Raw genomic sequence first — 13,116 nt, 5'->3', positions numbered from 1 at the left:
ACCCCTGCTTCTTATTGCTTATTCAATGATGATTGATGCATCGGGGTTACTCGTAGCTTATTCGGTAGATGCTTTGCTCGTTGCTCTACCAACTGAGCTAATGGCTCGGATTAAAAATGAAATAAATCTTTTATTATTTGATTCTTATTCTTGATGACCCCTGCTTCTTATTGCTTATTCAATGATGATTGTTGCATCGGGGTTACTCGATAACATCACCTATTTTTTGCAATAAAAAAAAGCTGGGCTACTAGGATTCGAACCTAGGGAATGACGGGACCAAAACCCGTTGCCTTACCGCTTGGCTATAGCCCAATGAAATATTATGGTGGAGGGGGAGAGATTCGAACTCCCGAACCCAGAGGGAGCGGATTTACAGTCCGCCGCGTTTAGCCACTTCGCTACCCCTCCATATATATTCTGTAACTATAACATCTATTTTATACATTTTAAATCTAAATGGTGCCGGCCAGAGGACTTGAACCCCCAACCTACTGATTACAAGTCAGTTGCTCTACCAATTGAGCTAGGCCGGCATGGTGACCCGTAGGGGATTCGAACCCCTGATACCGCCGTGAAAGGGCGATGTCTTAACCGCTTGACCAACGGGCCGTATGTATAATTTAAAAAGTCAACGATTTATATTATATACAGGTTTTTAAAATTTGTAAAGGGTTTTTTGACATTTTTTTATAAAAATATACATCCATCCCTAAAAATAGCTATAAATCAAAGCTTCCAGCCGGATCAATCTTATTTTTTTATCTATACTATAATACTATGTTATATCCCTTTTTGAGACTAGGTCCTAATTTATATAACTCCCCCTTTCCTCTATCCATATAAGGTGTGAATGCTTCCCTAATTATAAATCAAAAGTATTTTAGTGATATTTCCTTCTGTAGATACTAATATTAGGTTATAATTAATAAAGGAAATTATTTTTGGGGGTGTCATTTAATTGACGAAACTATTAGAAGGAAAAAATATTGTTGTGATGGGTGTTGCCAATGAACGAAGTATTGCATGGGGAATTACGAAATCTCTGCATAATGCTGGGGCAAACTTAATCTTCACCAATAGACAAGAACGATCCTATAAAAAGCTAACAAAGCTACTAGAAAAGCATAATGTTGAAGCAAAACAAATGGTCAACTGTGATGTTGCAAGCGATGAAAGTATTCAAAATGCTTTTCAAAAAATAAAAGACGATATTGGTGTGATTCATGGTGTTGTTCATTCCGTTGCTTTTGCTAATCGGGATGATCTAAAAGGTGCCTTTTCCGATACATCACGAGATGGTTTTCTTTTAGCACAAGAAATAAGTGCATTTTCACTTGTAGCAGTTACTAAAGCAGCCAAGCCACTAATGACAGAAGGCGGAAGTATCGTTACCCAGACATATTTAGGTTCTGAGCGTGCCGTAAAGAACTACAATGTTATGGGGGTTGCAAAAGCTTCCCTTGAAGCAAGTGTCAGGTATTTAGCTGAAGATGTTGGGAAGAATGGAATTCGTGTAAATGCTGTTTCAGCAGGACCGATTCGTACCCTTTCTGCAAAAGGTGTATCTGGATTTAATGAAATCAACTCCATTATTGAGGAGAAATCACCACTTCGTCGCAACGTTGACCAAGATCAAGTCGGTGATGCCAGCCTCTTCTTCTTAAGTGACCTTTCACGTGGGGTAACTGGCGAAGTACTTCATGTTGATTCTGGATACCATATTATTGGATAAGCTATTAATGGGGCAACAATACTTTTTCGTTTGTTGCTCTTTTTTTATTCTTTATACTTACGTAAATTATAAGCATATTTCTACGTCTAATATATTATCAAAAGTTATTTTTGTTCGTTCATCATTATTCAAACGAATATACCCTTGCCCTACAGATAATAATTTCCCAACTGTTTTTTTTCTTTTAAAATGAGCATAATACGTAATCTCCACCTCATCATGTAAAACAAAGGCATCTTGTAGTTTCCTATTTATATCCATTTTATATTGCTCATCTAAAATAGGTTTTGCTTCTCTTTTCTCTTCAGCAAATACCTGCTTTAATTGCTCTACATGCTCTGGCAACATTAAAGAAGTCCATTTTTTTGTCCCACGGTCTTTTATATGTTTATTCATTTTTATACAGCCCCTCTCTCTTTATTCATAATGGGTAAAAGAGCTAATATATTGTTTGTTTTAAACAAACGATTGGATTTACGTAAATAGCAATAGGCCTTAAAATAATCACCCTTCATACAAACAATTCTAATTCTCCTTTTTGTGATTTTTCCCTGTTCAGACATATATAACATATTTGCATCCTTATTATACTTTATACATTTAGCAACCTGAATATGCACGTTTGTTCCCCTCCCTCCTCTATCATACAGAACATTTGTTCCCATTTCAAGTGAAGAATATAATACACTGCTCTGATTATTTTTTTCAAAAGTAGAGAAAATAAAACTGTTAAAATAAAATTAGGAAGGAAGATAAGCTACATGGACAAACAAATGCATTATGGGAAGGATCACAAATATATTCCAGCATCGTCCATCGGAAGCGGTGTTGGAATTGAGGTATTATCTGATTTATATCTGTATACCATTCAAATTGTTAATATTTATTTGTATGGTAATCCTGCAACAAATAACTTTGTATTAATTGATGCCGGAATGCCTCATTCTGCAGATAAAATTATTTCTGTTATAGAAGAGCGATTTGGTGCAAACGCAAAGCCAAATGCCATCATTTTAACGCATGGTCATTTTGATCATGTTGGAGCAATTATTGAATTAGTGGAATATTGGAACGTTCCTGTTTATGCACACCAATTAGAGTTACCTTATTTGACAGGAGAAAAAGGCTATCCAGAACCAGATGCCAGTGTAGAAGGTGGGCTTGTTGCAAAAATGTCACCCATATTCCCTACCGAACCGATTCAACTAGGAAACAAAGTTCAAGCATTACCCTCTGATGGCAGTGTTCCATATATGGATGGTTTCCACTGGATTCATACTCCTGGACACTCCCCTGGACATGTTTCTTTTTTCAGAGAAAAAGATCAGCTTCTAATCGTTGGAGACGCTTTTATCACCGTGAAACAAGATGCTTTATTTCAAGTTTTAACTCAACATAAAGAAATTAATGGGCCACCTAGATATTTAACTACGGATTGGCAACTAGCTTGGGATTCCGTGAAAAAGTTAGTAACTTTGAACCCTCAGATTGCCGTAACAGGACATGGGCTTCCAATGAGTGGGGAAGAACTTACAAATGATTTACAAAAACTGGTACGCGAATTTGATACGATTGCAATTCCATCATACGGAAAATATTTAAATTAGAGTAAATAATACAAAGTGAAACTTCAATCGATAGAAGTCTTACAGCCATTTAACCTGCGATAAATTTCCCTTGCCATATTATTTCATAAAAATACCTGCCATTATCATGTTCCAATGATAATGGCAGGATTGATATTTTACATATTCATTTTTTGCTTTTTTCTATATTGAATATATGCTGCAAGAAGACCGACCATAACTAATATTGCTCCTAATACAAGATGATTGTAAGTTGAAGTTGCTGTGTTTGGTAGTTTTTCTCCGTTATCCGTACTTTCAGTAACATCATTTCCTACTTGGTCATCATCAGCTGCTCCATCTTTGTTTTCGTCACCTGGTTGGCCTTTATTTCCATCGTCTTTGTTTTCGTCACCTGGTTGTTCTTTATCTCCATCGTCTTTATCTTCATCACCTGGTTGTTCTTTATCTCCATCGCCTTTGTCTTCGTCACCTGGTTGTTCCTCTTCGTCATCATCTCCAGGTTGCTCCTGATCTGGTTCTGTAATATTACTTATGGTTATCATTTGTACTGCTTCAACACCATCGCTATTTTTTGCATAAACGGTATAGGTGCCATTTTCTGCTACATTGAATGACTTGGAATCAAGATCAATATCAGTTCCTGCATCAGTGAAGTCTTTAGTAGATCTTTCTCCTTCCAGCCATTTCAACTCTACAAGTTCTGATTCACTGTCTGTCTCAACTGTTACTGTAACTGGATCTTCTGTCTTATCTGTTGTAGAAGGGGTCAATGTTACATTTATTTCCTCCTGAACAGGATCAACAATATTCGTTACCTCGATTGTTTGTACCGCTTCAACACCATCACTATTTTTTACATAAACTGTGTAGATGCCATTTTCTGCTACATTGAATGACTTGGAATCAAAGTCAATATTATTTCCTGCATTAGAAAAGTCTTTAGCAGCCTTTTCTCCTTCTAGCCATTTCATTTCTACAAGTTCTGATTCGCTATCTGTTTCAACTGTTATTGCAACTGGACCTTCTGTCTCATCAGTTACAGAAGGAGTCAACGTTACATTAATTTCCTCTTGAGCAGAATCAGTGATATTTCTAATTGTAATGGATATAACACCTTTTTCACCGTCACTATTTTCCGCATAAACTGTGTACATTCCGTTTTCATCAATTTCGAATGACTTTGTTTCTAGGTCAATATCATGACCTCCTTCAGCAAAGTCCTCAATTGTCTTTCCACCTTCTAGCCATTTTAGTGCAACAAGTTCTTCATCTGTTTGAACCGTTACGGTAACAGGATCCTCTGTTGGCTCTTTTGTAGAAAGTTCTAATGAAAAGTCAATATCTCCTTGGTCAGGATCTAAAATATTAGTTACGTCCACTGTTTGAATTGCTTCCACATCATCACTGTTTTTAGCGTAAACTGTATATATCCCATTTTTGGAAATATCGAATGACATCGTGTCTAAGTCAATGGTATTTCCTGCACCTGAAAAATCTTCCGTAGCTTTTTCACCTTCCAGCCATTTCAATTCTACAAGATCTAGTTCACTATCTGTTTCAACTGTTACTGTAACTGGACCTTCTGTTGGTTCTTCCGTTGATTTGGATAATGAAACTGTAAATTCAGCAGGGACTGAATCTATAATATTGGTAATTTCAATCGTTTGAACTGCTTCTACGTCATCACTATTTTTAGCGTAAACTGTGTATACACCATTTTCAGAAATATCAAATGACATAGCTTCTATATCAATATCACTTCCTGCTTCTGCAAAGTCTTCCACAGATTTTTCGCCTTCTAACCACTTTAATTCCTTAAGTTCTGATTTACTATCTGTTTCAACTGTTACTGTAACTGGACCTTCTGTTGGTTCTTTCGTTGATTTAGATAAGAAAATCGTGAATTCCTCTGGCACTTCCGGTTCCTCAGGTTCCTCTGGATCTTCTGGTTCGTTGCTTATTTTCAATTCCACTTCTTCTTGTACAGCGTTTGCCGCAATATCATTAACACTTAGTATTAATGTATAGTCACCAGTTGTAAGATCAGATAGAGATATAGTAAATGCCCCATCCTGCTCTAATACTACAGCCTCTTTTTCAGCCACTTCATTGTTTTCATCTTTTAATTCATAGCCAACTTCTAAATAATCATTAACATCATATTCAACACCAAACACATCTTCTACAGTTGATTTGAAGTCGATAAACTTATCATCGATAGCACCAGTTATTTCATATTCCGCACCTTCAATTTCATCCTCTATTTCAGCAAATGAAACGTCAGATTGAGATGTTTTTACAAAAAATGGCCCATCATAAGCAAGGTTTTCAATCGTCCCACCTGATAAATCCCATGAATTATAATCAATTGTATATACACCTTCAGGAATATCAGTTTCTTCTTCTGTACCCCAATCAACATATGTCCCATCAATCGGTAGGATATAATCTCCAGCTGTTAAACTTTGTAGGGCTAAGAGTCCAATATATCCATCTCCGAATTCACCACCAAATGGATTTGCAGCATCCCACAGCTCAATGGACATTAAGTCTTCATCCTGTGATAGTCCAAGATGTAATTCGGTTTCATCAAACTTCCCATCAGCATTTGGTGAAATTACATAGTCTTGAAGTTCAAAATACTCTAATCCCGACGGATCTTCTGTTGAAGCCCCGGAAAATTCAGCAGCAAATGGTAAAAGCATCTCTGTTTTTCCACCCGTAATCTGGATGTACCCGAGCAATTCATTTCCTGGTGCTCCTTCACCGGCAGGTATAGCTAAAGTAACATCAAGTGTCTCTGTACCATTTAATGTAAATGACGACTTGTCAACACTCACACTAGCATCAGCCATGTCACCGGTTCCAGCCTTTATAACATCAACATTTACATCAAAATTATCAGACTGACCATTCATACTTCTTACGACAATTTGTTTTGATATCGTTTGTTGTTTTTCTGGATTTGCCTCAACTCTACCAAATGTTACAGTTCCTTTTTCGTGTTCAACTTCTTCTGAACCAGAAACGGTTGTATCTAGTGCATATGCTAAAGCTCCAGCGTTTGCTGCTTTCAATGGTTGTACTAAACCAGGACCTTGGGCAAACACATCATACTTATTCGTATCCAATTGTTTTGCCGTATTGGACATCGCTACTTTTACATCAAAAGGAGTCCAGTCTGGGTTCTTAGATAATAGTAATGCTGCAACCCCTGCTACATGGGGTGTAGCCATGCTTGTTCCTGTAAAACGATCATAAGCATGTTCATAATTTGCATCTGGATTATCTTTTCCATATGCAGGAACCGTTGACATGATATTAGTACCAGGTGCAGATACATCTGGTTTAATATCAAAATTAGGTGTAGATGGTCCACGAGAACTGGTGTCATTTATTTCGTCACCGGCTGTTTGGGATTCCTTATAATTACTAAATATTACTTTTCCAGTTTGATTATCTGCTTTCTCTAATGCTTCTCGAAGTGCTTCACCTTCAGATGTTGCCATATCAAACGTTGGAATATAATCAAATGCAGTGCTTAAACTAACATTTGCAGGACCTTCGCCTTCATTATTATGAATGATTGTTGCAACTGCACCAGCCTCTTTGGCAGCAGCAATTTTATCAACAAATGGAATTTCTCCCCGAGAGATTAGTGCTACTTTTCCATCGACATCAAGATCTTTGAAATCATTAGGATTTCCTACACCGGGAATTGCAACAACATCATATTCCCCAGTCAATGCATCTTTCGGATTAGAACCATAAGTCCAAGCCATTAGGTTCACATCTGATTCATTGCTATAATCTCCTGCTTCCACTGCAACAGTTGATTGTAACGTTACTTCAGGTAAGGTAGAGTTTCCTACTGAAATCGCTAACGGAGCAGTCGCGGGATTACCTATTGTTCCACGTCCTGGCCCACTGTTACCGGTAGCAACAACTGCCGTAATACCAGCTATTGTTGCATTATTAATCGCAATCGCATCAGGTGCATTTTGGCTATTACTACCCCCACCTAGCGATAAGTTTATAATATCCATGTCTTCTTCAATGGACTTTTCAATAGCTGCCATAATACCGTCTGTCGCACCACTTCCATAGGCACCTAAAACACGGTAGGCATACAATTCTACTTTTGGTGCAATTCCTTTAATGCCATGTTCAGTGGTTCCTTGTGCTGCAATTGTCCCAGCTACATGTGTTCCGTGAGAAGTATAGAATGATTGTCCAGTCGGGAGAAACTCTGGCATATGTTCTGGCTTGTCTTCTGGTGTAGTCTCATATGGATCATCATCAGCACGATCACGAGCATAGTCACTATTATGTGGAATAAAGTTATATCCACCTTTATATACATCCTTCAAATCTGGATGTTCATAATCAATTCCAGTGTCAAGAACAGCTACTTTAACTCCTTCACCTTCGACACCTTTTTCCCAGAGTGCAGGAATATCCAAATGTGGAACACTATCAACCATGTTCGGTGTCATCGTATCATCATTATTAACTTCAAGTGCATGAACTTCCTCTACCGGATGAACACTTACAACACCTTTTATATTTGCTAACTTTTCGATGTCATCCGCTTTTACCGTTAAAGACATTCCATTAAAAGCTTGGTTATATGTAAACCCTTTTTTAAATGAAATTTTCTCCATCTTTAATAGTTTTTCAAATCTGGCTTGTTCAGAGATGACTTTCTTTTTAAGATTTGTAGATTTTGCAGAAGAAAGTGATTTCCCCTGAATAATATTCTTTCCTTTTTCAAACGCTACTGGTACTTCAGTAAGTTGGACAATAACGTCCACCTTTTTATCCCCTTTAATCTTTTCTAAACTAGAATCTATCATTGGGGCATTGGCAAGTTGTCTTTCACGTTGTTTCATGGACTCTTTCAATTTTGAAATTCTCTTATCAACATTTAATTTTTTAGTAAGTTGATCAGTGCTAGTTTCGGCTGAAGCAAATAAAGGGTTAACAAGAGAAAAAATCATTGCGAAAACTAAAATACTACTAATTAATCTAGCAAAATGTTTCTTTTTCAAACATATTCCCTCCTATTTCTTATTTTTTATTGATTGTTCTATCCTTTACCATCACCTCCCAAAGTATATAAAGTGAGACTTCAATCAGTGGGAATTTTCTTCACCCCCCCACTGATTGTTAGTTGAACGAATCGGGCCTTTACTGGCTGTTGCTCCTCCACTTATAACTCTTGAGTAGCTCAAATTCTTGATGTGGAGATCTTACAGCCAGTTAATCTGCGGTGAATAGAAAATCTCCTAAACACGGGATATATCCTCACTGGGATACTGACTACTTTTTTAGGTGACAATGCTCGTCCCTTAAAAGAGTTCTTTTGTCTTATTCTGTTGTACAGTGACCAATATTCATATTAATTATGTATAATTTTCACAATTTATAATAAATACTATATATTCCGTAATAATTTAACAAGTGCCAAACGTCCCTTCTTTAAAGAGACTTTTAGCTCACTTCGACAAATTTATGTTCTTTTCGACAAATGAATTAGGTATAAATACCTATTTCTCATTAAAAAACAATAAAGTTAGGTCGTATCATTCCTTAGCATGAATATATTCACTTTAAAAGGTTAAAAAAAGACAGCCCCGTTGATTAACAACATACGGGACTGTCTCTTATAAAATGAAACCTCAATCAGTGGGAGTTTTCTTCATCTCCCACCGATTGTTAGTTGAACTGAACGAATCGGGCCTTTTAATGGATGTTGATCCCCCACTTATAATTCTTGAGTATCTCGAATTTTTGAAATGGGGGTCTTACAGCCAGTTAATCTGCGATAAAATGTATATAATTTTTCAGTATACTTTATTACAGTTTAAACTTAAGGACTAATTCATTTAATTCTTCGGCTAATTTGGCAAGACCTCGTGAGCTTTGTGCTACTTCTTCCATCGAAGCAGTTGTTTGCTCCGAGGATGCTGATGTTTCTTCTATACCTGCAGCTGATTCTTCCGATATTGCTGCGATATCTTCAATAGAACGATTCATCTCCTGACTTCTTGCTGAAATACTTGTTAAATTATCGACAACAAGATCTATGCTTTTTCCCATTTCTAAAATGGATGTATTGATATCACTAAATTTCCCACCGGTTGTTTCAATTTGAGTTGAACCTTGCTCCACCTCATGATAACCATTTTGTAATGTGTTTGCTACTAGGCTTGATTCCTGTTGAATCTTTGTAACAATACCAGTAATATCTGTTACAGAATCAGATACTTGCTCAGCAAGTTTTTTCACTTCATCAGCAACAACTGCAAATCCTTTCCCATGTTCACCTGCCCTTGCAGCTTCAATGGCAGCATTTAGTGCTAAAAGATTTGTTTGATCTGCAACATCTTGAATGACGTTAACTAATTTGGAAATTTCCTGGGATTGAACATCTAGCCCTTCCACCTTTTTCACAGCATCATGAACAATTTCATCAATGATTTCCATTTGTTCTTTCGAAGCATCCATTAACTGACTTCCTTCTGCTGTAGCACCAATAATTTCATTTGAAAATTGTTTAATCTGATCGCCATTTTCACTAAGATCTTCTATTTCATTGGCAAAAGACTGCATATTAGCAGATAAATCACCTGTACTATGTGCTTGGGTTTCTGAACCAGACGCCAGTTCCTGCATTGTAGAAGCGACTTGTTCCGATCCTGACTTTACCTCTCCAGCCGATTGGGTTAATTCTTCACTCTGACTAGAAACAGTTTCTGCTACTGTATTAATTTGATGTAAAAGATGACGCATATGCTCATTCATACCATTTGTTGCTTGAACAAGATGGCCAACTTCATCTTTTGATTTTATTTCAAGCGGAGGATGGCTTAAATCGCCATTGGCAATAAGTTTCATTCTTTCCATTACTGTTTTAATTGCTTTTGTAACTTTTCCTGTAATCCACAGAGTCACAACTATCGCAATCAAGGTCACGATAATTAATGTGATAGCAATTGGGATAAAGATGGCTTGTGCTTGTTTCTTAAAGTCCACCTTATTTGCGGCACCAAGTAAATACCAATCTGTCGTAGGATTCTTAACAAACCCCATGGTAAATTCCTTTCCATCCACATTATATTCAACGATTCCTTGGTTACCTATTTCCACCATTTCTTGATAGTAACTCGTTTGTGATTCGTCCCTACCTATTTTCTCTTTCTCAGGATGTGTAATCCATTTTCCATTTTTATCGTATATGACGGCATAACCAGTTTCTCCGATTTCAATCTTGTTAACCATATCAATAAGTGTATCGATGAATACATCAGCAGCCATAACTCCAACTAATTTGTCACCATTGTAGTATGCCTTTGAGGCGGTAACAACAAGATCACCTGTTTCAACATCTTTATATGGCTCAGACCACACTATCTCTCCATTCGCTCCTACAGCATCTTTATACCAAGGTCTTTCCTTCGGATTATAATCTTCACCTAAATCACCCTGTGGAAGTGTATCTCCTGTTTCCGTACCAGCGTATAAAAAACCTATTTCATCATGTGCATCCTGTGTCTCTAGGATGTATTCTTCCACTTTGGCTCTGTTTTTCGAATTGTATCCTGTCATCATTTCATTTGATGTATAACGATTTAATGTGCTGCTTATATTTGAAAAGAAAGTTTCAAACGTATCATTCAAACTAACCATTTGCCCTTCAACATTCTTTGATAATTCTTCTGTTGTGTTCTTCACACTAAAATTAAAACTAACAAAGGAGATAACTCCACCAGTGAATAGAATAAGAATAATAAAAGGTATTAAAATTTGATTTCGTAGGGAATTCTTATAAAAAGAGCTTATTTTATAAATAATTCCTTGTTTTTGTTTTGTTTTTGTTTTGTTCATAAAAATGACTTTCCCCTTCTCATGTACGTTCTCTTTCTAAGATGCTTTTTATAGAAGATTTAATGAATATGGCTGTATGTTAACCTCCCTCTAGTAGTACTTCTCCTAAATGACCGTAAGCATCTAATTCTTATAATACTTTTAAAATTTATCCTAGTATCTTTATCGGTAGAATCACATAAATATGAATACCTTCATCAGGAATTTATAATGTTCCTTGTGAGCGAAGTAAATAAATTTAATCTTATTCTGTACCAACAGAATAACCAGAAAGACAGGTGTTTGATAAATATAACTAAATGAAGGATTTAATGAATAACATTTACATACTAGCCGTTAGAATGCGTTGCTTCAAAGGGTGTATATTAGATTTTTTTCGTTTCATTATGTTATCCATAATTTCTTCCACGTACAACCTGAATTCTAAATTTGTACGCTGACGAGGCCTTTCTAAATCAATTTGTCGATTCAAACGGATAACCCCATTTTCTATTAGAATGACACGATCTGCAATGGCGACAGCTTCTTCTACATCATGGGTAACAAGAATGGAAGTAAATCCACTTGATTGCCAAAGGGATTCAATTAAATCTTGCATTTCTATCCGAGTAAGTGCATCAAGTGCACCTAATGGTTCATCCAATAACAACAAATTCGGATCATTTACTAATGCTCGTGCTAGGGCCACTCGCTGTTTTTGACCCCCGGACAGTGTTCTCGGCCAATCTTTTGCACGATTTTCAAGTCCTACATTGCACAGAGCTTCCCTTGCCTTTTCTTTTTTTCCATCTGGAATTCCTACATGAACATTATCAATCACTCGTTTCCATGGAAGCAATCGGCCATCCTGAAACATTAACCGTGCATTTGTATTTAATTGTTGTAAAGGGGATTCATTTATTTTTATTACCCCACTACTAGGTTTTTCCAGACCTGCTAACAATCGTAGAAGTGTACTTTTTCCACAACCACTTTCACCAACAATGGCAATAAATTCTCCATTTTGAATTTCAAGATTAATATCTTTTAACACTTCCAACTCTGAGAAGGACTTTTGAACACCCTCTAGTCGAATGTGAATCTCTCGTTCTCTTGCAATCGGCATTTATTTCCCCCACTTTCATTAAATATCCCACTTTAGTAATTTTCCTTCAAAATATTTGGCAATGACATCAGATAATTTACCAAGCAATGCATAAAGTACAACACTTAAAACAATGACATCCATCTGCATAAACTCTCTAGCATTCATGGCCATATAACCTATTCCGGAATGGGAAGAAATTGTTTCTGCTACAATTAATGTCAACCACATAACCCCTAACGAAAATCGAATACCTATAAGAATGGAGGACATGGCTCCTGGAAAGATAACCGTAAAAAATAGCGCCCTACCTTTAAGGCCATATGCCTTTCCCATCTCAATCAATCCTTTATCCACCGATTTAATTCCGTGGTACGTGTTAATATATACTGGAAATAGCACACCCAATGCGACTAAAAACACCTTAGAAGTTTCATCAATTCCAAACCATAAAATAACGAGAGGAATTAATGCTAGATGTGGTATATTTCTTAACATTTGCACAGAAGTATCAAAAAGAAGTTCAGAATAGCGGGATATCCCATTAAATATTCCTAACAAAAATCCAATCAATCCTCCGATAAAGAATCCAAAAAGTGCTCTCCCCAAGCTAACAGTGATGTGCTCATATAATTCCCCTGTAGACATAAGGGTCTGTGCAGCTTGGATAACTTCCATTGGTGCGGGCAGGATTCTTTTTGGGATTACTCCAATCGATGATAAAAATTGCCAACTGATTAGTAACAATAACGGAACAAGCCACGGTATAATTTTTATTGAAAATTTATTTATCCATTGTTTCAACCGTTCATCACTCC

7 protein-coding genes and 4 tRNA genes are annotated in these 13,116 nt (G+C 36.7%); 2 read left to right on the top strand and 9 right to left on the bottom strand.

Going from position 1 to position 13,116, the window contains the following annotated elements:
* Positions 1 to 242 precede the first annotated feature (242 nt).
* The 4 genes from FHP05_RS10635 to FHP05_RS10620 all read right to left on the bottom strand — a co-directional run bounded on the left by FHP05_RS10635 (position 243) and on the right by FHP05_RS10620 (position 612).
* Positions 243 to 315, bottom strand: a tRNA-Gln gene (locus FHP05_RS10635).
* Positions 316 to 326: 11 nt separating this feature from the next.
* Positions 327 to 411: transfer RNA gene (locus tag FHP05_RS10630), tRNA-Tyr, on the bottom strand.
* A gap of 49 nt (positions 412 to 460) precedes the next feature.
* Positions 461 to 536 (bottom strand) — tRNA-Thr (locus FHP05_RS10625).
* 1 nt (position 537) lies between these two features.
* Positions 538 to 612: transfer RNA gene (locus FHP05_RS10620), tRNA-Glu, on the bottom strand.
* A 349-nt stretch (positions 613 to 961) separates the two neighbouring features.
* Here FHP05_RS10620 and fabI point away from each other — a divergent pair.
* Positions 962 to 1,735 (top strand): enoyl-ACP reductase FabI, encoded by a 774-nt coding sequence (fabI, locus tag FHP05_RS10615; RefSeq protein ID WP_147668065.1) that lies wholly within the window; start codon positions 962 to 964, stop codon positions 1,733 to 1,735.
* Between the two features lie 66 nt (positions 1,736 to 1,801).
* Here fabI and FHP05_RS10610 read toward each other — a convergent pair whose 3' ends face one another.
* Positions 1,802 to 2,131, bottom strand: a complete 330-nt coding sequence (locus FHP05_RS10610; protein WP_147668063.1) for a YolD-like family protein — start codon at positions 2,129 to 2,131, stop codon at positions 1,802 to 1,804.
* 365 nt (positions 2,132 to 2,496) lie between these two features.
* Here FHP05_RS10610 and FHP05_RS10605 point away from each other — a divergent pair, with 365 nt between their 5' ends.
* Positions 2,497 to 3,342, top strand: coding sequence for an MBL fold metallo-hydrolase (locus FHP05_RS10605; RefSeq protein WP_147668061.1), 846 nt, complete (start codon positions 2,497 to 2,499; stop codon positions 3,340 to 3,342).
* 137 nt (positions 3,343 to 3,479) lie between these two features.
* Here the strand turns inward: FHP05_RS10605 and FHP05_RS10600 are convergent, their stop codons facing one another.
* The 4 genes from FHP05_RS10600 to ssuC form a co-directional block, all read right to left on the bottom strand.
* Positions 3,480 to 8,375 carry a S8 family serine peptidase gene (locus tag FHP05_RS10600; RefSeq protein WP_147668059.1) on the bottom strand — a complete coding sequence of 1,632 codons (4,896 nt, stop codon included), beginning with the start codon at positions 8,373 to 8,375 and terminating at the stop codon, positions 3,480 to 3,482.
* A gap of 808 nt (positions 8,376 to 9,183) precedes the next feature.
* The gene (locus tag FHP05_RS15590) at positions 9,184 to 11,214 is read right to left on the bottom strand and encodes a methyl-accepting chemotaxis protein (RefSeq protein WP_147668057.1); all 2,031 of its coding nucleotides are present in this window, start codon (positions 11,212 to 11,214) and stop codon (positions 9,184 to 9,186) included.
* Positions 11,215 to 11,536: 322 nt separating this feature from the next.
* Positions 11,537 to 12,319, bottom strand: a complete 783-nt coding sequence (locus tag FHP05_RS10590) for an ATP-binding cassette domain-containing protein (protein ID WP_147668055.1) — start codon at positions 12,317 to 12,319, stop codon at positions 11,537 to 11,539.
* Positions 12,320 to 12,337: 18 nt separating this feature from the next.
* Complete coding sequence (ssuC, locus tag FHP05_RS10585; RefSeq protein WP_230973986.1) at positions 12,338 to 13,102, bottom strand: aliphatic sulfonate ABC transporter permease SsuC; 765 nt, start codon at positions 13,100 to 13,102, stop codon at positions 12,338 to 12,340.
* Between the last annotated feature and the right edge of the window lie 14 nt (positions 13,103 to 13,116).

Origin of the sequence: Cerasibacillus terrae (genome assembly GCF_008039555.1) — a bacterium.
Taxonomy (GTDB): domain Bacteria; phylum Bacillota; class Bacilli; order Bacillales; family Amphibacillaceae; genus Cerasibacillus; species Cerasibacillus terrae.
The sequence above is the reverse complement of the archived record's forward strand: the minus strand, read 5'-3'. Positions and strand labels throughout refer to the sequence as shown.